Here is a 20,403-nt window from a genome sequence, read left to right as displayed (position 1 = left end):
CAGCCAATAACGCTGTTAAAGGTCGTCGATGTAACCGAGGCTGCGCAGTGCGCGCTCGTCATCAGCCCAACCGGATTTCACTTTTACCCAAAGCTCAAGGTAGACCTTGCGCTCGAAAAGATCTTCCATGTCGAGACGGGCTTCACGGCCGATGGTTTTGATTTTGTCACCACCCTTGCCGATCACCATACGCTTCTGGCCGTTGCGCTCAACCAGGATCAGGCCGTTGATTTCAAAGCCATCCGTGTCTGGGTTGTAATCAAAACGTTCGATTTCAACAGTGACTGAGTATGGCAGCTCATCACCAGTAAAACGCATCAGCTTTTCACGGATGATTTCAGACGCCATAAAGCGCTGTGAACGGTCTGTGACGTACTCTTCCGGGAAGTACCACTCGCCTTCCGGCAAGTGGTTACGAACCAGTTTCTCGACCACATCAATGTTGGTGCCGTGTTTCGCTGAAACCGGAACCACATCGATGAAGTCCATTTTCTCGCTGACTTCCTGAAGGTGTGGGAACAACTCGCCCTTTTCCTTCACGTTATCGACTTTGTTGATCAGCAGTACGGTTGGCAGCTCAGCTTTCTTGAGCTTGTTCAGTACCATCTCATCATCTTGCGTCCACTGTGTGCCGTCCACCAGGAACAGTACCAGTTCAACGTCAGTCAGTGAGCTTGAAGCCGCACGGTTCATCAAACGGTTGATGGTGCGTTTTTCTTCAATGTGCAGTCCCGGTGTATCGACATATACCGCCTGATACCCATCACGGGTATCGACACCCATGATACGGTGGCGGGTAGTTTGTGGTTTACGCGAGGTAATAGACAGCTTCTGCCCAACCAAGCGGTTGAGAAGTGTCGATTTGCCCACATTCGGGCGGCCTACGATGGCAATAAAGCCACAGTGGTGTGTTTCGTGCGTGTCTGTCATGAGTCCAGCTTTTGCAATGCCAGTTCTGCAGCCGCTTGCTCAGCCTTGCGACGACTGCTGCCTTTACCTACGACAGGTCGATCCAGACCTGCTACTTCACATTCCACCGTAAATTGCTGGTTATGCGCTTCGCCTTGTACCTTAGTAACATTATAGGCAGGCAGCGGCTTACGACGCCCTTGCAGGAATTCCTGCAAACGTGTTTTCGGATCTTTCTGGTTCGCGCCCGGCTGGATGGTTTCCAGACGTTGTTTGTACCAGCTCAATACAATTCCACGTACCGTTTCCAGATCGCTGTCGAGGTAGATAGCGCCGATGATCGCCTCAACGGCGTCTGCCAGGATAGAGTCACGGCGGAAACCGCCACTTTTCAGCTCACCCGGCCCCAGTTGCAGCACATCACCCAGTTCGAACTCGCGGCCCAATTCAGCCAGCGTGTTACCACGAACCAAGGTTGCACGCATGCGGCTCATATCACCTTCATCAACGTTCGGGAAACGATGGTAGAGGTCGTCAGCAACAACGAAACTCAAAATAGAATCGCCCAGAAACTCCAAACGCTCATTGTGATTTCCACTGGCGCTTCGGTGTGTCAGGGCGAGACTGAGAAGCGCCGCATCACTAAATTCATAGCCGATGCGACGCTGTAATTTATTTATAGGTGTTGTCATGTCGTTCCAAGTTAATCAATGCCGCCGATGCGATTGAAACGCACCCCGACAGGTACCCAAGACGGCAGGAAACTGTCGCCTTGTTCATCAAATTCAAAACTGATCCAGATACCGACTGCTTTACCTACCAGATTAGCCTCAGGTACAAAGCCCCAGAAGCGGCTGTCTTTACTGTTGTCACGGTTGTCACCCATCACGAAGTACTCGCCTTCCGGCACCACCCACTCACCTAGACCCGGTGTTGGGTAATACTGACCTGCTTGATTTTTCGTATATGGGTTCACCAGAATCTGGTGAGGCTCAACACCTAACTCTTCCTGCGCCTGAATCAGGTTCGCACCACGCTGAACGAATTCACTCTTGTGAACATCATCCACTGGCACTAATTCACAGGTCGATTCACCTTTCTTCTGGATACAAAGACGTTTGTCTTCGCTATAGCGAACCGTGTCACCCGGCACACCAATCACGCGCTTAATAAAGTCGACGTTTGGCTGTGGTGGGTACTTGAACACCACCACGTCACCGCGCTCTGGCTTCCCGTTTTCCACCAGTTGATGGCGGAATACCGGGTCTTTCAGGCCGTAAGCGAACTTCTCCACCAGGATAAAGTCGCCCACCAAAAGTGTCGGCATCATAGAACCAGATGGGATCTGGAACGGCTCGTAAATAAACGAACGCAGCACCAGAACAAGGCCAATAACAGGGAACACGGAGGCTGAGGTTTCTACCCAGCTTGGCTGAGGGGCAACTTGTGCAACCTGCTCTTCACTTAACTCACCACCGTCCACATTGAGCGCTTCAGCCGCTTTTTGCTGGCGTCGCGGCGCCCATTTGAACTTATCCAGTGCCCAGATAATCCCAGTAAACAGGGTGACAAGCACCAGAATCAGCGAGAAAGTATTAGCCATCGTGTTCCCCTAAACCTTTAATCCCTTTTATTATTTGTCTTTGCCTACGTGCAGAATCGCCAGGAACGCTTCTTGAGGCAGTTCGACGTTACCGATCTGCTTCATACGTTTCTTACCTTCTTTTTGTTTCTGCAGCAGTTTCTTCTTACGGCTTACGTCACCACCGTAACACTTCGCGGTGACGTTTTTGCGAAGCTGTTTCACGGTCGAGCGCGCAATGATGTGGTTACCGATTGCTGCCTGAATCGCGATGTCAAACTGCTGACGAGGGATGAATTCTTTCATCTTCTCAACCAAATCACGGCCACGGGATTGCGCCTGATCTTTGTGAGTGATGATAGCCAATGCATCCACGTTGTCGCCGTTCAGCAATACATCAACACGCACCATGTTCGATGCTTCGTAACGTTGGAAGTTGTAATCCAGAGAAGCATAACCGCGTGACGTCGACTTCAGACGGTCGAAGAAGTCCAGAACCACTTCTGCCATTGGAATATCGTAAGTCAGGGCTACTTGGTTGCCGTGGTAAACCATGTCAACTTGAACGCCACGCTTCTCTACACACAAGGTGATAACGTTACCCAGGTACTCTGAAGGTACCAAGATGTTACAGCGTGCAATTGGCTCACCCATCACTTCGATATCGTTAACCGCTGGCAATTTCGCAGGGCTATCAACGTACAGGGTGTCACCGTTGGTCTTCTTCACTTCGTACACTACGGTTGGCGCCGTGGTGATCAGATCCAGGTTGTATTCACGCTCCAGGCGTTCCTGGATGATTTCCATGTGCAACATGCCAAGGAAACCACAACGGAAACCAAAGCCCAGTGCTGCTGAGTTTTCTGGCTCGTAGAACAGTGACGCATCGTTCAGGCTCAGTTTACCCAGTGCATCACGGAAGTTTTCGTAGTCGTCAGACGAAACAGGGAACAGACCCGCATAAACCTGAGGCTTCACTTTCTTAAAACCTGGTAGCGGTGTTTCTGCACCGTGTTTTGCGTGAGTCAGGGTATCACCCACTGGCGCGCCCAGAATGTCTTTAATACCACAAACAACCCAGCCCACTTCGCCGGTACGCAGACCTTGGGTGTCAGTTTGTTTTGGTGTGAAGATACCGATGCGATCAACGCCCCACACCTGACCGGTGCTCATGACTTTGATCTTGTCGCCTTTTTTCAGCTCGCCGTTCTTAATACGAACCAGCGACACAACGCCCAGATAGTTATCGAACCATGAGTCGATGATCAGCGCTTGTAGCGGTGCTTCTGGGTCACCTTCAGGTGCCGGAACATTCTTAACGATATCTTCCAAAACCAGATCTACGCCTAGACCCGTTTTCGCCGAACAGCGGGTCGCTTCGGTCGCATCGATACCCACGATGTCTTCAATCTCTTCCGCTACGCGATCAGGATCAGCTGCTGGCAGGTCAATTTTGTTCAGGATTGGAACCACTTCCAGATCCATTTCAATCGCGGTGTAGCAGTTCGCCAACGTCTGAGCTTCTACGCCCTGACCCGCGTCCACCACCAGCAAAGCACCCTCACACGCCGCCAGAGAACGAGAAACTTCGTACGAGAAGTCAACGTGCCCTGGGGTGTCGATGAAGTTCAGCTGATAGGTTTCCCCATCCTGCGCTGCATAATTCAGCGTCACACTTTGTGCTTTGATGGTGATACCACGTTCGCGTTCAAGATCCATGGAATCCAGAACCTGCGCCGCCATTTCACGGTCAGTTAGGCCGCCACAGACCTGAATAAGACGGTCTGACAGAGTCGACTTACCGTGGTCAATGTGGGCAATAATCGAAAAGTTACGAATGTGCTTCATAAATGGTGTGACTAACTCGTTAGTTAAAATAAGAGGATCTTACGATCAAGTGGCGGGATTCTACCGAAATTAATGGCTAGTCGCTATCCTCTGTTGCGGCATTTATCACCGCCGCCGGCTCAACAGGGCTGCCAAGAATGCGTAACAGTTTAGGCGTTGCGCCCACATCCTGCTCCAGCTTTCGTGAAAAATGGCGTGCTACAAGGAATCCCAGCCCACCGGCAACCAGTGAAGACAGAATGATCACGCCTTCTCCCGTCGCCATTAAATCTGCGAGAAACTGCCCGAAAACCGCGCCCACAATCGCAAATAACAGCGGCAAGATGTAGACCACCAGCGCAGATTGCAACAAGGTTTGCTCTTCCAAGCCGATTTCAACCAAGGTACCTGCATTTACAGACTTCTCTGACGGCACACGGATATCCAGGACTTTACCCGGCAGGGCATTGCTGACGATGCCCGTGCCGCAGTTGCTCTTAGAAGCACAGCTTCCACAGCTGGTTTTCTGCTGGCAGCGAACAGTCAAGTAACCCTCACCGCTGCCAGTAACCTCTGCCAATGCCGTGATCATGGCGTTGGCGTTCCTTCCGCCGCTTGTGGCGCTGTCATACGAACTGATTCAGCCACTTTTTTCGCTGTCGCTGGTGGAATGTCTCCTACCACAGTGATTTCTGCATTGCCGGACACATGGCTGTGCAGCGTGCGACGTCCTTTTCTGACCAGCTGCTCGCGCACTGACAAATCATCGGCTTCTGACAGATAAACCGAGAAGCTGAACAGGCCATCGCTGAACATCTGACTTTCTACCGGACGTTCGGTGATCATCAAACGGTGACGGTTGCTATAAATTGGGGAAAAGCCATCAGGCAAAGAGGTGACTTGCCAACCAAGACCCGCGTCACGCTGCTTCGGTACCTGAACCACTGGAGGCAACTCAATGCCCGACATCTGCTTCATCACGTCGCCAATCTGTGGGGAAATCACCAGAGATAGAGCACGATATTGCTCTATTGGGTCGCCATCGCGATCCAGAAGGTCTGCACGGGTAAGCAGTTTGGTATTCTGATCAATCCAGAGCACATAGGAGTAACGTGCACCATCTTTCGGGGACACGCGTACCACATCGCAAGCAAGACCTGCTTCACGCGCTCTTCCCAGTGGCACGAAATCGTACATGGTCGAAAGATGATCGATATCGGAATGCATGATGGCAGGCAACGGTGCCACCATCTGGTTGCTCGCGATAGTAAACGGGTCAATGCCCGGTTCGAAATAACTAACTTCGTCACCACGGCGAATCACTTCACGCGGTGGGCCAGCCAGATAAGCAATATGACCAAATGACTCACCATCAACTAACGCGTGGCGAAAACGGAGGGGCTCAATACTGTTTTTGCGGACCAGAATATAAGAAAGTTCGTAGTCCAATTGTTCGGTTGCCTGGCCCATCTGATGCAACAATGCCTCGGCGGGATTCTCTTCCGTCGAGGCATTAGCAACCAGACTGACCAGTGCACAGGCACCGATCAGGAGATGTTTCATCAATCTAATGTGCTCACTTCTGGTGTTAGCTTCTCATCTTGTTCAATCATTTCATCAGCATTGAGGCGAAGCTGCAACTCATAGTCCTGGAACATCGCGTTCACACGGCGGCGCTGCTCCATAAGCTGTGCTTCAGTCGGATTGTTCTGCAACGATTCACGGCTAAGACTCACAGGTTCAGCTGAGCCAGCCAAAGGAATAGTTTGTAAAACTGGGGGCTGTGACGCTGCCAGAACCGGATCCACTTGATCGCCGCCATTGTATTGCTGAACACCGACAATCACTGCAAGAGATACCGCTGCTGCCATACCTACCTGAGTGAGTTGCTGCAACCAAGAAGGCATGCCTTTCTTAGCAACCGCTGGTGTAGGTTGTGCTTCCTGAATAGGAACAACATTTGGCGCCGCTTGCGCACCGTGCGCAGGCTCGAACTCAAGCGCTGCAGCCACGTTGGACGCAATATCCCAACTTGGGCTTGGCGCTTCTCCACGCATTACATCACGGGTGACGGCAAAGCTTTTCCATGCTTGCTGTGCCGATTGATCATTTTCCAGCGCATCAATCAGCGCCTGATCAATCTCATCACCATCAAATAATGCGGAAAGGTTTTCTTTTTCAGCCATTTATTTCACCGTTATCAACAGGTAACACTGTTAGTGGTTCATCAAAGGACGAACACGTTTGTCTACCGCTTCCCTGGCACGGAAAATACGCGAACGTACCGTTCCTACCGGGCAGTCCATCACTTCTGCGATCTCTTCATAGCTTAAGCCATCAATTTCACGCAGGGTGATCGCCGTTTTCAAATCGTCAGGTAAAGACTCAATCGTGTTGAAAACGACCTGTTTCAACTGTTCTGACAACATAAGGTTCTCAGGGTTCGATATTTCTTTCAGTGCGCCACCATTTTCATAATTTTCCGCTTCTTCTGCGTCAATATCACTTGATGGCGGGCGTCTACCCTGTGCAACCAAATAGTTCTTCGCCGTGTTCACCGCAATGCGGTAAAGCCAGGTGTAGAACGCACTCTCACCGCGAAATCCCGGCAAGGCGCGATACGCTTTAATAAAAGCTTCCTGCGCAACATCAGGCACGTCGCCGCTGTTGCTGACATAGCGAGAGATCAGATTGCATACCTTGTTTTGATATTTTACGACCAGCAGGTTAAACGCCTGCTTATCACCATTCTGTACGCGCTCAATTAAGGCTTGATCGGTTAACTGCTCGCTCATTCGAGCGCCTTCTCCTTATTATTGATACCAGTAGTCTGCTTTCACTGTGGCAGTGTTCACCGCTAAGGTCAGAACACTGTCAGCTACCGGTATTTCTTCTCGCTCTTTGCCACTGTGGTGCCCGGCTTCTTTTTCTGCCGCGCGGTTTTTATTGAGTGAGCACAGTGTATGAGTGAAACATTAAAAGAAAGTTCCCTAAACGGATTCCCGTCGTTATACGATTAGATCCGGATCGCAAAGTCTATCAGAATGTTTGGTCACACCATAACCAACTCTCATTCTGCCGTTCCCACTCTGTCGCATAATGAAGCAACTGGCAACGTTCTACGTGTTGCCACATTAGTGTAAACTCACTGAAATGACTCGAACTCGTTGTTTCAGGTAGCTGACTTACATGGCTACTTGGGAGAAAGGAATACGTAATCAATGAGCAACCAAGAACACGTGTGTGATGTGCTGGTAATTGGCAGTGGCGCTGCCGGTTTGTCTCTGGCTCTCCATTTGGCCCCGACCCAGAAAGTGATGGTGCTGAGCAAAGGACCGCGCAGCGAAGGGGCGACCTACTACGCACAAGGCGGTATTGCTGCAGTCTTTGATGAAAGCGACTCCGTCGAATCCCACGTTGACGACACGCTGATTGCCGGTGACGGCATTTGCGAAGAAGACGTCGTGAGCTTTATCGCTGAGAATGCCAAAGAGTGTGTTCAGTGGCTAATTGATGGTGGCGTGCCTTTTGACCGCGAAGAAGACAGCGACGATGATGAGCCCAAATTCCACCTCACCCGTGAGGGTGGTCACAGCCACAGACGGATTCTGCATGCTGCCGACGCAACAGGCGCTGCAGTTCAAACGTCGCTGCAGGAAAATGTCATGCAGCATCCCAGCATCAATGTGATGGAACGCCATAACGCGCTGGATCTTATCACCCGCAAGAAGATTGGGATCAGTGGTGCAAACCGCGTCTTGGGTGCCTATATCTGGAACCGCGACCGTGAAGCCGTCGAAACCGTGCGTGCCAAGTTTGTGGTTCTTGCCACAGGCGGCGCATCCAAGGTTTACCAATATACCTCTAACCCAGATGTATCTTCCGGTGATGGCATTGCCATGGCATGGCGTGCAGGCTGTCGGGTCGCCAATCTTGAATTTAATCAGTTTCACCCAACGTGTCTGTTCCACCCAGAAGCTCGTAACTTCCTTCTGACCGAAGCCCTTCGCGGTGAAGGTGCTTACTTGCGTCGCCCAGATGGCTCCCGTTTTATGCCGGATTTTGATGATCGCGCTGAGCTTGCTCCACGCGATGTTGTCGCCCGGGCCATTGACTATGAGATGAAGCGTCTCGGTGCGGACTGTATGTATCTCGACATCAGCCACAAAGACCCAGAGTTCATCACCAAGCATTTCCCAACCATTGATGAAAAGCTGAAGACCTTTGGTTTCGATTTGACCAAAGAAGCCATTCCTATCGTTCCTGCTGCTCACTATACATGCGGTGGCGTTATGGTTGATCAGAACGGTCAGACGGATCTGGAAGGCTTATACGCGATTGGTGAGGTTAGCTACACCGGCCTCCACGGTGCTAACCGTATGGCATCAAACTCACTGCTCGAATGCGTGGTTTACGCATGGGCCGCGGCTATGCATATTGGTGAAAATGCTGCCACAGCAGAAATTCCACCTACACTGCCACATTGGGATGACAGCCAGGTATGTTGCTCAGACGAAGAGGTTGTTATCCAGCACAATTGGCACGAGTTACGTCTCTTTATGTGGGACTACGTGGGGATTGTGCGCTCCACCAAGCGTCTTGAGCGTGCACTTCGCCGTATCGAACTGCTGAAGCAAGAAACTAACGAGTACTACAGCAACTTCCGCGTTTCCAACAACCTTCTGGAACTGCGTAACCTGCTTCAGGTAGCTGAGCTGATGGTGCGCTGTGCAATGGCACGTAAAGAAAGCCGCGGTCTACACTACACCATTGATTACCCGGACAAGGCGGAGAACTCCGGCCCAACGATTCTGGTGCCAGACTTTCCTTGCTGATAGCGCCCCTTGCTTAACACGACATTGAAAAGGAAAAGCCCTCGATTGAGGGCTTTTTATTGGAAGTTATCAGAGCGGAAAAGTGCTCAAGAACGGAAAGCTGAGATCGCGGTTTCCAGTTCGCGACTCTGCTCCGCCACACGGGCTGCAGCCTTTGCATTCTCGCTAGTAGACGAAGTATTAGACGACGTAATTTCCTGGATAGAGTGCACGTTTTGGTTCACTTCTTTCGCCACCATGCTTTGCTCTTCTACCGCAGCGGCAATCTGGGTGCTCATGTCCATGATTTGCTGCATGTCGACGATGATGTTATCAAGCTCCATAGAGGCATCTTCCACATAGCTCACTGATTGCTCGCTATCTCGCTGACAAGTGTTGATGCGCTCTACCACGCTGTTGGTCTGCTCTTGCAGCGAAGCAATCATGGTAGCGATTTCATCAGTTGATTTGTTAGTACGTGTGGCGAGAGAACGGACTTCATCGGCTACTACCGCAAAACCGCGACCTTGTTCACCTGCGCGTGCCGCTTCAATCGCCGCATTCAGCGCCAGAAGGTTGGTCTGTTCTGAAATATCCTTAATGACGTCAACAACAGTGCCAATCTGTTGGGACAGCGACACCAAGCTATGGATATCGTTGTTGGCAATACTCAGTCCATCCGAAAGCGTAGTAATCGCATCACGGGTTGCCTGAACGGTTTGGTGGCCTTTTTGAGCACGGGTCAGACTTTGGTTGGCGTTCGCAGCTGCCGTTTCCGTGTTGGTTGCGATCTCACGAATGGTCGCTTCCATCTGGTTAACCGCCGTTGCCGCCAGTTCAGCTTCCGTTTGCTGTTTATCAAGCGCCACTTCTGCGTCATTGCTGCGTGACTGCACATCTGACGCCGTCGAGTTGAGAGTAGTAATGGAGACTTTCACGCCAGCAATAAGTGACTGGCAGTGTTCCAATACTGAGTTGAAATCAGTGGCGACCAGAGCAATTTCGTCTTTGCCCTGTGCTTCTGCGCGAAGGGTCAGGTCACGCTGCTCCGCCACTTTCTCCATGGTTTCGGTCAGCGTTTTCAGACGACGTTGAATGTAACGGTTCAGTAAAATACTCGCCGTGATCAGAAGTGTCGATATCACCAATAGCACGATCAAAGAGGTGACCGTCAGCGTTTGCTCTGCGCTTTCCAGTTCACTGGCAAGCTGCGCGCGCATGTCATCGAAGTCAACTTCGACCTGATGAGTTTGGCCGCGAATGTTGCCCAGAAGGCCCGATTTATGGTCAAGGCCCACTTCGCGACTGACTTGCATGTATTCTTCTACTAACGCTTTTTGCGCTTCAAGTGAAGCTAAACCGGTTTCGTTTTTCACGCTCTGCCACACACGACCAAATTCTTCGAAACGGGCTTCAGTGACATCCGCCATAAAGAGTCGGCTCAGCGTCACCAGATAAGCAATATCATTGATAGAAGGGTTGTCTTCCAAAAGCTTTTCATTGGTTTTGCCCAACTCACCATGAATACCAGAGGTGCGGTTCAATCCCAGCTTTTCATAACCTTTCGACAGAGTGATAAAACCACCGTGATAGTTCTTCATTGCCTGGGACACGGCGCCAATCTGCGGTAGCGAGATCTCCAACCGCTTTGCATCCTGAGAAAGGGTATTCAGATCCTCTTCGAATTTGGCAACATTGCCAGAGAATCGATCAACATATTTGGTGTCGAGTCGTGCCAGAAAGTCTTTTTCGTTTCGACGTAGATTAAGCAGTCGCACTTCCAACTCTGCGACCAGAGATTGCTTGGTTTTCAAATCGACCATTCGCTCTGACGCTTGCCAGCCGATGAATGCAAATAAAATTAACGACACTGCAGAAAATGCCGTCAGACCGTACAGTTTTGTTCTTATTTTCATGTCACCTCTTCCCTCTCTAACTTCTTGAGTCGGCGGCAATGCTGATGCCTGCTTCGATCCTTATCGGCGCTATCAATAAATCGTTTAGGAATGATGTACGCTAAAGAAGAAAAGCAAGATTTTGATCACATTTTCAACACAAGACAAACGCGACTAAGATGACGGAAGGTGTCCTCCTGAAAAGCATCAAAGGCCAGCGCTAATCGGCGCTTTTCGAACTGGGAAGTCAAATCAAGAACAATAAGGTGGCGACTGAAAAAGCTGACCCCTTCCACGTCGAATGTCTTACCATTCAACCGGCACGTACCATCGATATTCAGGAAAAGCTCACTATTGCTTTGAGAGATAAAGGATTGAGAACCCAGTTCCCGAATGAGAAAGCAAAGCAGCAGTGCTTTGACTTCAAGAGGCAAGGCGCTGACAACAAACAAAATCATTGCTGACAGCGCATAGATACCGACAACGCCCGCATGTAAAAAGCGGGAGGGCTGGATATCGGTATTAACGGAGTTTGCTACGGTTGTGCTCGACAATTTTATCTATCATCGCTGCCAGTTCAGGTTTGTCACTTCGGCCATGTCCCATCAACCATGTGAAAAGGTCAGGATCATCGCATTCCAGCAAAGCGACAAAGTGATGTTTTTCTTCTTCTGTCAGCGTATCAAAACATTCTTCAAAAAACGGCATGATAATGACATCAAGCTCCAACATACCGCGACGGCATGCCCACTTGATACGCGCTTTGTCTTCTGCGCCCAGCATGAGTACCTCGAAAATTAGGCCAAAAATAACTGGCTCAAATAGTATCAGCGCGCTGATCGCCTTGCTATGACTCCCGGATTGAATCTTGTAACCCTGTGATCTGACCCCATATCAAAGGCATATTGCTGACTTTGTCTTCGACTCGGATTACCATAATCCCAACTATTTTTAAGCGAGAAACACCATGACGACCTGGTATCAAACACACGCTTTCAACCGTCTTCCTCTTTCCTCAGATAGCGCGCTGCCAGCCCTGTCAGTTATCTCACTGGATAACCTTTCTTTGATCACGGCAGTCGGCCAGGACACCATTCCTTATCTTCAAGGCCAGTTGACCTGTGACTTGGTGTCGCTTGACAAAAGCCACTCAACCCTTGCGGCTCACTGCGATGCAAAAGGTAAAGTTTGGTCTGCCATTCGCCTATTTCATCACAATGATGGCGTAGCCTACGTTCAACCGGCATCTGTGGCAGAAAAGCAGTTGGCAGAAATCAAAAAGTACGCCGTGTTCTCCAAAGTGGATTTTTCGCTATCAGAGCAAGTACTGATTGGTGTGGCGGGCGAGAAGGCAGATAGCGCCGTAACCTCCCGCTTTATCGGAGAAGGTGATGTGCGCGCAACACAAACTGGCACCGCGGTTCGTATCGGTAACAAACGCTGGTTGCTGGCAATGAATGCCGAAGAAGCTGACGCACTGATTGCTGAGCTGGGTGAGCGTGCAACCCTGAGTGACAGCTCACTATGGACACTGCTGGAGCTTCGCGCAGCAATGCCTGCGATTGAAGAAGCGAACATCAGCGAGTTCATCCCTCAGTCCATCAACTTGCAAGCGCTAGATGCCATCAGCTTTAAGAAAGGCTGTTACACTGGACAAGAAACCGTTGCGCGCGCGAAATATCGTGGTATCAACAAACGCGCAGCTTACCTGCTTCAAGGTGAAGCGGCAGAAGCACCGAAAGCCGGTGATACCTTTGACCGCAGTGTCGGCGAAAACTGGCGTACCGGAGGTACCGTACTCTCTGGCTACCGTTTTGAAGATGGTCAGGCACTGGCATTGGTTGTACTACCAAACAACCTTGATGACGACAGTCAGTTCCGACTGGCCGACACCGACGTGCTTTGGCAGAAAGTCGATCTGCCATACAGTCTGGAAGACGACGCTTAGTGATGACTTCGATTGATACCCCTATCCTCTCCATTTTGCGCGATGCGGGCATCGCACACCGCTTGTTGCCTCATGAAAGTGAGGCAACAACCATACTCGATGCAGCCACGCAACGCGGTGTTAAGCCGGATCAATTGGTCAAATCCATGCTGCTGCGCGATATGGGCGGACAAATGGCATTAGCGTGCGTGCCGGGTACTGCGTCCGTAGACCCAAAGAAAGTCCGCGACCTTCTTGGATGCCGGCGCATGACCATGGTTGACAGTAAGCATGTGCAGAGCATTACCGGCTATTCACCTGGCATGGTGACGCCTATTTCAGTGTTCGGCATGTTACCAATATTCTTTGACCCAAGCCTTGGTGAGTTCGAATACATCAACATCAGCAGTGGCTCACCTATGGCAGGCGTAGAACTTCGTTTTCAGGATTTGGTCGATTTTTGTGGGCCCACCATCGCTGATATCCGACGTGATGATGAGACTGCCACATGAAACCGGTTAATTGGCGCGGCGTTGATCTTAACCTTTTGGTTGCCTTCGCTGCGCTAATGGAAACCCGCAGCGTGACCCGCGCTGCCGAGAAGCTCTCAATTGGCCAATCGGCAATGAGTCATAACCTCTCTAGGCTGCGTACCCTGCTCGATGACCCGCTTTTCCATCGTCAAGGCAATGAAATGCAACCGACGACACGTGCCTTCGAGCTAGAGTCCGTTGTTACTGCGCTTCTCGACACGATTGCCACCGATGTGCTGACCCCGGTGTCGTTCGAGCCAACGCAATATTCAGGGCCCGTTCGCATCGGTTTAACCGACTATGCCGAGTTGGTTTTTGCCCCGGCGCTGTTTGATGTTTTTCGAGAGCAGGCGCCGCAGTGTCAACTCAGTTGTAGACCAGTCGATCGGGTCAACTACCGCGAGGCATTGAAAAACGATCAGGTTGATGTGGTATTGGGTGCGGTGGAAACCGAAGACCCAGTGTTATTGATGGAAGAACTGTACACCGAAAAACATGTCTGTTTGTTTGACCCCAAGTCCACGGGGCTGAGTGCACCTCTCTCATTAACTGACTACACCAAAACGCCTCATGCCTTGGTGACGGTAGATGGCCAGTTAAGCAGCCCTGTCGATAACACGCTCAAATCCCTGGGTTGCGATCGCCAGGTTGTGATGGGCTCACAACGCTTCCTTACCGTTCGTCATCTTCTCTCTGGGCGCAATCTTATCTGCACTGTGGCGGAGTTGATGGCCAAACTCGACATGTTCAATGACAAGCTTGCTATCAGTGCCACGCCCATCGATGTCAGCAATTTTGTTATCCGCCAAATCTGGCACAAGAAAAATGCCACCAGCGCTAAAAACCTTTGGATACGCCAAACCATTGATAAAACAGTGCGTAATCAGGTGCAAGATTTACGTGCCAGATAGATAGGCTTTCTGCCTTGGTTTCCATACTGTGACCAACCCCAAAGTCATACGATTACATCCCTAAAATTTCGGGTAAGTGTCATATCTGTCACACAGTAGTCACACCCCTCCCGCTATAATGCCGCCCGCCAAAACCGAGCAGAACGTGACTGTCTTTGCATTCAACGGGTCTTGTCGGTTTAGGAAGTTGGCAGGAAATAAAAACAAAAAAGGAATTGCGAATGCGGATGTTTAATCGTTATATCCCAACCCTCATTGCGAAACACGTTTACCGATTATTCAGTGGACGGCTTCACATTGACGGGCGGGGTGATTTCGACTTCCATCAAGGAATGGTGCAGGCGCAGTCAGATGGAGATATTGAACACTTTCGGACAGTGAAGGAGATCAACACTGAGATCCGCAAGCTGAAAGAAATGTACTGATGGCTATAGATCGTTTGATCTGGCACTTCGCTTGAAAAAAACACCGCGGCTAACGCGGTGTTTTTTTATCTTCACAAAAAGGAGATTATTCTTCCTCTTCTTCAATAGAGCCCTGATAAGCTTCGGCATCCAACAGCTCATTAATTTCCGCGGAATCCGTGATGCGAATTTGGAACAACCATCCATCACCGTATGGGTCGCTGTTCACCAACTCTGGAGACCCTTCCAAATCTTCATTAATAGCCACAATCTCACCGGTCAATGGCGTGTAAATATCTGACGCTGCTTTTACAGATTCCGCCACGGCGCAATCATCACCTGCGTCTACCGTATCACCCACATCTGGCAAGTCCACAAATACCATGTCACCCAGCAAAGCCTGTGCATGGTCGGAAATGCCTACGGTATACACATCGTCACCTTCTGGTCTCACCCACTCGTGGGAAGTTGTGAATTTCAGCTCAGATGGGATATTGCTCATAAATCAGATTCCTTCTAGAAAAACGTGCTGCAGCGCTCGACAAATAAGGGATAGCACATAGTGTTAGATACGCAAATTAGGAAAGCCTTGAACACTTCGCAAGAAAAATCACCTTACAAAAAGCAATAGTTTTAACTCGATCAAGCCTTTCATGCTGCGACCGAATGGGTGCTTCATTTGAGCGACTTCCTGCGATAAAAACAAAAACGCCAACAGCAAATAGCCATTGGCGTTTTTGTCAGTCTCAGGGAGAAATTAACCGTCGACTTTGTTCAGGTGAACATCCATTTGCGGGAATGGAATTTCGATACCTTCTGCGTCCAGCGCCTCTTTCATCGCTTGCAGCAGGTCGAAGTAAACTGCCCAGTAATCTGCAGTACGAACCCATGGACGAACCACAAGGTTCACAGAAGAGTCTGCCAGTTCAACCACACCAATAGTTGGCTCTGGGGTAGTCAGCAAACGGGTTTCTTTCGCCAGTACATCAGCCAACACTTTTTTGGTTTTTTGCAGGTCAGCACTGTAAGACACGCCTACAACGTAGTCGATACGACGGGTGTCATGCTTGGAGTAGTTAGTGATTGGGCTTGAGATGATCGCACCATTCGGTACCACAACCATCTTGTTGTCTGGTGTTTTCAGTACGGTAGAGAAGATCTGAATAGAATCAACTGAACCCGCAACACCAGCCACTTCTACATAGTCGCCTGATTTGAATGGGCGGAATGCAACAATCAGTACGCCTGCTGCGAAGTTAGAAAGTGAGCCTTGCAGTGCGAGGCCAACAGCCAGACCGGCCGCACCGATAACCGCAACCACAGAAGCCGTTTGCACACCCAGGCGACCCAACGCCGCGATGAGCACGATAACGAACAGCAGGTAGCGAACAAAAGTATGCATGAAGTCGACAACAGCATCGTCGAGTTCTTTCTTACGCATGACTTTGGCAACACCATTGGCAATCGCTTTCACGATCCAGTTACCAATGATGAGAATGAGGAGAGCAGAGATGATGTTGACACCATATTGAAGCAGCAGATCCTGATTGCCGTTGAACCAGTTCATGGCTTCGTTAGTAGCATTTTCCATTGCGGTTTCCTTGGTATAGTTATGTCTGTGTTTGTTTACTTCCTGAGATTCGACAGCACTGTATCTCAAAATCCTGACGAAACGACTCGGATAAAAATCAGAGCAGAGTTTACAGTTTAAGCAGCATCAAAAAGTGTCTCAAATTTAAAACGAAAACACTGTTCCTTCCTGCTCTCACGAGAGCATAGCCATAAAAAAACCCTGTCGTATGACAGGGTTTCAGCATTAAGTTTGAGCAGCAAGGCGCTTATGCCACTTGCTTTTCTTCTTCTGGAGCAGCGGCTTTTGCCATTGCTGCGTGGTAGTGAACATCCATTTGTGGAAATGGAATTTCAATACCCTCTTTATCCAGACCTTCTTTGATCGCTTGCATCAGGTCAAAGTAGGTTGACCAGTAATCTTCTGTTTTCACCCACGGGCGCACAACAAAGTTTACTGAAGAGTCCATCAGCGCGTGAACACCGATAGTTGGCTCTGGATCTTGCAGCACGCGCTCGTCCGCTTTAACGATGCGGGTCAGCACTTCTTTGGTCTTCTGCAGATCAGCCTTGTAAGACACACCAATAATGAAATCGATACGACGGGTCGCATGACGTGAGTAGTTGGTGATTGGGCTGGAAATTACAGTGCCGTTTGGAACCACTACCATTTTATTGTCTGGGGTCGTCAACACCGTAGAGAAGATCTGGATAGACGCAACAGAACCAGCCACACCGCCTACTTCTACATAATCACCGGATTTGAACGGACGGAAAGTCACAATCAGCACACCAGCGGCGAAGTTCGACAGTGAACCTTGCAGTGCCAGACCAATAGCCAGACCCGCCGCACCAATAACCGCAACGATAGACGCAGTTTCAACACCCACGCGACCCAATGCCGCAATCAGCACGATCGCGAACATCACATAGCGAACCATGTTCTCGATAAAATCGACAACCGTTTGGTCCAGATCGCGTTTCTTCAATACTGCAGCGACAGAGCCTGCCACTTTCTTCACTACCCAGTTACCGATGAACAGAATAAGTAGTGCAGTCACGACGTTCACTGCGTATTGGATCATCAACTCCTGGTTGGAGGCCAACCAGTTCATCGCTTCAGTTGCTGTTTGTTCAACAGACTCAACAGCGTTTTGCTCAGTCATTTACATCTCTCATAAAGGCTAATACCAATCGTAGTAAATATCTGCTCATCCTAGCTTGTTAAAATACTCGATAACTGCGTTGGAAAATTTGATTGTAGAATAACTACTTATCGAAATTTCCCGCCTTGTTCTCGAGCATTTTTCCTGCGCTATTTCTGATCACCGACCTACTGTGATTGGTATAAAAAAACCAAACCACCTCAAGATGTTAAAAGCGCATCACGCGTCTTTTCTCTCTTGAGGTGGCTAGGGAAAATGGCCACTATCAATCAGGTTGAATAACAGCCATAAAAAAACCCGCTAAATTTAGCGGGTTTCATCACGATTTGTAATTAAATTTTTTAAATAAAACTTAAATTACAGTACGTCGATCGCGTTAAGATCTTTGAACGCTTGCTCAAGACGCGCAACCATACCTTCTTGACCAGCACGCAGCCATACGCGTGGATCGTAGTATTTCTTGTTAGGTGCGTCTTCGCCAGTTGGGTTACCGATTTGACCTTGCAGGTAATCGTGGTTTTTCGCTTCGTACTGACGGATACCATCCCAAGTCGCCCACTGAGTATCAGTGTCGATGTTCATTTTGATAACGCCGTAAGAGATAGACTCTTCGATTTCTGCTTGAGAAGAACCAGAACCACCGTGGAATACGAAGTTCAGCGCGTTAGGTGCGATACCGAATTTCTCTGCACAGTATGTTTGAGAATCGCGCAGGATAGTTGGAGTCAGAACAACGTTACCTGGCTTGTAAACACCGTGTACGTTACCGAAAGACGCAGCGATAGTGAAACGGTGGCTGATAGCGTTCAGTTTCTCGTATGCGTATGCAACGTCTTCTGGAGAAGTGTACAGCTCAGACGCGTCCATATCAGAGTTGTCTACGCCGTCTTCTTCACCACCAGTACAACCCAGTTCGATTTCCAGAGTCATGTTCATCTTTTCCATGCGAGCCAGGTACTCAGCACAGATTTCGATGTTTTCTTCCAGAGATTCTTCTGACAGATCAATCATGTGAGAAGAGAACAGTGGCTTACCAGTTGCAGCGAAGTGCTCTTCACCTGCAGCCAGCAGACCGTCAATCCATGGCAGCAGTTTCTTAGCTGCGTGGTCAGTGTGCAGGATAACTGGCACACCGTAAGATTCAGCGATAGCGTGAACGTATTTAGCACCCGCTACTGCGCCTTTGATTTGTGATTCCTGACCTTCCAGCTTCAGGCCTTTACCTGCGAAGAACGCAGCGCCGCCGTTAGAGAACTGAACAACAACTGGTGCTTTAACTTTCGCAGCAGCTTCCAGTACTGAGTTGATAGAGTCAGTGTTTACTACGTTTACCGCTGGAAGAGCGAACTTGTGCTCTTTAGCAATTTCAAACACTTTCTGAACGTCGTCACCAGAGATAACGCCAGGTTTTACGAAATCAAAAACTTTAGACATAACAATAGTCCTATTTACTCTGTTGTCTTGAGTGAAATCCTATCCAAGCCGGTCTTTCCTACCGACTTGTTTCAATTCGGCAAACGTTTGCGAACAGTGCTGCGCATTGTACCCAAACGTGATTCTAAACACATTATTTTTTGCGTTTAGATATGCATTCCAATGATTAAAGAGTTATCAAAGATGCATAAAAAACGGGGGCAGTAACCCCCGTTCGTCATTACGCTTTCGCGCGAGTTTCCAGCATTTCTACTGCAGGCAATACTTTACCTTCAACGAACTCAAGGAAAGCGCCGCCACCGGTAGAGATGTAAGAAACGTCAGCTTTGATACCGAACTGGTCGATAGCTGCCAGCGTGTCACCACCACCTGCAACAGAGAAACCTTCAGAAGCAGCGATCGCTTCAGAGATACCTTTAGTACCAGCTTCGAAGTTCTTGAATTCGAAAACGCCTACTGGGCCGTTCCACAGAATGGTTTTTGCATTCTTAAGGATTTCAGCCAGCGCTTGTGTTGAGTCTGGACCCAGGTCGAAGATCATGTCGTCGTCCTGAACTTCAGAAACGTTCTTGATTTCCGCTTCTGCGTTCTCGTCGAATGCTTTCGCACATGCAACGTCAGTCGCTACTGGAATCGCACACTCGTCCATCAACTTCTTAGCAGTATCAACCAGGTCAGCTTCGTACAGAGACTTACCTACGTTGTGGCCTGCTGCTGCGATGAAGGTGTTCGCGATACCACCACCAACAACCAGTTGGTCAGCGATTTTAGACAGAGATTCCAGAACAGTCAGTTTGGTAGAAACTTTAGAACCACCAACGATTGCCACCATTGGGCGCGCTGGGTTATCCATTGCTTTGCCCAGTGCTTCCAGTTCGTTAGCCAGCAGAGGACCTGCACATGCGATTGGAGCGAACACACCAACACCGTAGGTTGATGCTTGTGCACGGTGAGCAGTACCGAACGCGTCCATCACGAATACGTCACACAGTGCAGCGTATTTCTTAGACAGTTCGTCTTCGTTTTTCTTCTCGCCTTTGTTGAAACGTACGTTTTCCAGAACAACTAGCTCACCTGCGTTCAGCTCCAGGCCGTCCAGATAGTCTTTTGCCAGTTTAACGTCACAATCCAGTGCGTCGTTCAGGTAGTTAACAACAGGCTGCAGAGAGAATTCTTCAGCGTACTCGCCTTCAGTCGGACGACCCAGGTGAGAAGTAACCATCACTTTCGCGCCAGCTTCCAGGCAGTGTTTGATGGTTGGCAGAGACGCCAGAATACGCGCGTCAGAAGTCACTTTACCGTCTTTTACTGGTACGTTCAGATCGGCACGGATAAATACGCGTTTGCCAGCCAGATCCAGATCGGTCATTTTGATTACAGACATTTTCGTCCTCTCTCTAAGTTGCAAAAATCAAAAATTTGCTGTGGCTTT

21 protein-coding genes are annotated in these 20,403 nt (G+C 49.6%); 5 read left to right on the top strand and 16 right to left on the bottom strand.

Annotation, left to right across the window (positions count from 1 at the left end):
- Positions 1 to 15 precede the first annotated feature (15 nt).
- The 8 genes from era to rpoE all read right to left on the bottom strand — a co-directional run bounded on the left by era (position 16) and on the right by rpoE (position 7,113).
- Positions 16 to 930, bottom strand: coding sequence for a GTPase Era (gene era, locus GCE9029_RS19680; protein WP_002537524.1), 915 nt, complete (start codon positions 928 to 930; stop codon positions 16 to 18).
- Positions 927 to 1,601 (bottom strand): ribonuclease III, encoded by a 675-nt coding sequence (gene rnc / locus GCE9029_RS19675; protein ID WP_002537523.1) that lies wholly within the window; start codon positions 1,599 to 1,601, stop codon positions 927 to 929. Before rnc ends, era begins: the two co-directional genes overlap by 4 nt.
- An 11-nt stretch (positions 1,602 to 1,612) precedes the next feature.
- Complete coding sequence (lepB, locus tag GCE9029_RS19670; protein WP_062666183.1) at positions 1,613 to 2,512, bottom strand: signal peptidase I; 900 nt, start codon at positions 2,510 to 2,512, stop codon at positions 1,613 to 1,615.
- A 30-nt stretch (positions 2,513 to 2,542) separates the two neighbouring features.
- Complete coding sequence (gene lepA / locus GCE9029_RS19665; RefSeq protein ID WP_002537521.1) at positions 2,543 to 4,339, bottom strand: translation elongation factor 4; 1,797 nt, start codon at positions 4,337 to 4,339, stop codon at positions 2,543 to 2,545.
- Between the two features lie 76 nt (positions 4,340 to 4,415).
- Complete coding sequence (locus GCE9029_RS19660) at positions 4,416 to 4,910, bottom strand: SoxR reducing system RseC family protein (protein ID WP_062666180.1); 495 nt, start codon at positions 4,908 to 4,910, stop codon at positions 4,416 to 4,418.
- Positions 4,907 to 5,881 (bottom strand): sigma-E factor regulatory protein RseB, encoded by a 975-nt coding sequence (gene rseB, locus GCE9029_RS19655; RefSeq protein ID WP_062666177.1) that lies wholly within the window; start codon positions 5,879 to 5,881, stop codon positions 4,907 to 4,909. The genes GCE9029_RS19660 and rseB overlap by 4 nt, the downstream gene beginning before the upstream one ends.
- A complete protein-coding gene (locus GCE9029_RS19650; protein ID WP_062666175.1) occupies positions 5,881 to 6,504 on the bottom strand; it encodes an RseA family anti-sigma factor in 624 nt (207 codons plus the stop codon). Before GCE9029_RS19650 ends, rseB begins: the two co-directional genes overlap by 1 nt.
- Positions 6,505 to 6,534: 30 nt before the next feature.
- The gene (rpoE, locus tag GCE9029_RS19645) at positions 6,535 to 7,113 is read right to left on the bottom strand and encodes an RNA polymerase sigma factor RpoE (RefSeq protein ID WP_062666172.1); all 579 of its coding nucleotides are present in this window, start codon (positions 7,111 to 7,113) and stop codon (positions 6,535 to 6,537) included.
- A gap of 426 nt (positions 7,114 to 7,539) precedes the next feature.
- On the opposite strand from rpoE, the gene nadB reads away from it, so the two are divergent.
- Complete coding sequence (gene nadB / locus GCE9029_RS19640) at positions 7,540 to 9,153, top strand: L-aspartate oxidase (protein WP_062666170.1); 1,614 nt, start codon at positions 7,540 to 7,542, stop codon at positions 9,151 to 9,153.
- Between the two features lie 86 nt (positions 9,154 to 9,239).
- Here nadB and GCE9029_RS19635 read toward each other — a convergent pair whose 3' ends face one another.
- From GCE9029_RS19635 to GCE9029_RS19625, 3 genes are all read right to left on the bottom strand, one after another.
- The gene (locus GCE9029_RS19635; protein WP_062666169.1) at positions 9,240 to 11,048 is read right to left on the bottom strand and encodes a methyl-accepting chemotaxis protein; all 1,809 of its coding nucleotides are present in this window, start codon (positions 11,046 to 11,048) and stop codon (positions 9,240 to 9,242) included.
- Between the two features lie 125 nt (positions 11,049 to 11,173).
- Positions 11,174 to 11,581 (bottom strand): protein YgfX, encoded by a 408-nt coding sequence (locus tag GCE9029_RS19630; RefSeq protein ID WP_231870169.1) that lies wholly within the window; start codon positions 11,579 to 11,581, stop codon positions 11,174 to 11,176.
- Positions 11,550 to 11,810 carry an FAD assembly factor SdhE gene (locus GCE9029_RS19625; RefSeq protein ID WP_062666165.1) on the bottom strand — a complete coding sequence of 87 codons (261 nt, stop codon included), beginning with the start codon at positions 11,808 to 11,810 and terminating at the stop codon, positions 11,550 to 11,552. Before GCE9029_RS19625 ends, GCE9029_RS19630 begins: the two co-directional genes overlap by 32 nt.
- 184 nt (positions 11,811 to 11,994) lie before the next feature.
- Here GCE9029_RS19625 and ygfZ point away from each other — a divergent pair, with 184 nt between their 5' ends.
- The 4 genes from ygfZ (at position 11,995) to GCE9029_RS19605 (ending at position 14,823) form a co-directional block, all read left to right on the top strand.
- Positions 11,995 to 12,975 (top strand): tRNA-modifying protein YgfZ, encoded by a 981-nt coding sequence (ygfZ, locus tag GCE9029_RS19620; RefSeq protein ID WP_062666163.1) that lies wholly within the window; start codon positions 11,995 to 11,997, stop codon positions 12,973 to 12,975.
- Between the two features lie 2 nt (positions 12,976 to 12,977).
- Entirely contained in the window at positions 12,978 to 13,466 is a 489-nt protein-coding gene (locus GCE9029_RS19615) for an aminoacyl-tRNA deacylase (RefSeq protein ID WP_062666161.1), read from the top strand.
- Positions 13,463 to 14,398, top strand: coding sequence for a LysR family transcriptional regulator (locus GCE9029_RS19610; RefSeq protein ID WP_062666159.1), 936 nt, complete (start codon positions 13,463 to 13,465; stop codon positions 14,396 to 14,398). The genes GCE9029_RS19615 and GCE9029_RS19610 overlap by 4 nt, the downstream gene beginning before the upstream one ends.
- A 221-nt stretch (positions 14,399 to 14,619) precedes the next feature.
- Complete coding sequence (locus GCE9029_RS19605) at positions 14,620 to 14,823, top strand: DUF1107 family protein (RefSeq protein ID WP_062666157.1); 204 nt, start codon at positions 14,620 to 14,622, stop codon at positions 14,821 to 14,823.
- A gap of 85 nt (positions 14,824 to 14,908) precedes the next feature.
- On the opposite strand, the gene gcvH is transcribed toward GCE9029_RS19605, so the two are convergent.
- From gcvH to GCE9029_RS19580, 5 genes are all read right to left on the bottom strand, one after another.
- The gene (gcvH, locus tag GCE9029_RS19600; RefSeq protein ID WP_062666155.1) at positions 14,909 to 15,304 is read right to left on the bottom strand and encodes a glycine cleavage system protein GcvH; all 396 of its coding nucleotides are present in this window, start codon (positions 15,302 to 15,304) and stop codon (positions 14,909 to 14,911) included.
- Positions 15,305 to 15,559: 255 nt separating this feature from the next.
- Positions 15,560 to 16,393, bottom strand: a complete 834-nt coding sequence (gene mscS, locus GCE9029_RS19595) for a small-conductance mechanosensitive channel MscS (RefSeq protein ID WP_062666153.1) — start codon at positions 16,391 to 16,393, stop codon at positions 15,560 to 15,562.
- A gap of 247 nt (positions 16,394 to 16,640) precedes the next feature.
- Positions 16,641 to 17,537 carry a small-conductance mechanosensitive channel MscS gene (mscS, locus tag GCE9029_RS19590; RefSeq protein WP_002537502.1) on the bottom strand — a complete coding sequence of 299 codons (897 nt, stop codon included), beginning with the start codon at positions 17,535 to 17,537 and terminating at the stop codon, positions 16,641 to 16,643.
- Positions 17,538 to 17,894: 357 nt separating this feature from the next.
- A complete protein-coding gene (fbaA, locus tag GCE9029_RS19585; RefSeq protein WP_062666151.1) occupies positions 17,895 to 18,971 on the bottom strand; it encodes a class II fructose-bisphosphate aldolase in 1,077 nt (358 codons plus the stop codon).
- Positions 18,972 to 19,191: 220 nt separating this feature from the next.
- Positions 19,192 to 20,355 carry a phosphoglycerate kinase gene (locus GCE9029_RS19580; RefSeq protein ID WP_062666149.1) on the bottom strand — a complete coding sequence of 388 codons (1,164 nt, stop codon included), beginning with the start codon at positions 20,353 to 20,355 and terminating at the stop codon, positions 19,192 to 19,194.
- Between the last annotated feature and the right edge of the window lie 48 nt (positions 20,356 to 20,403).

Origin of the sequence: Grimontia celer, assembly GCF_900055185.1 — a bacterium.
Lineage (GTDB): Bacteria > Pseudomonadota > Gammaproteobacteria > Enterobacterales > Vibrionaceae > Enterovibrio > Enterovibrio celer.
This window is presented reverse-complemented; position numbering and strand designations above follow the sequence as displayed.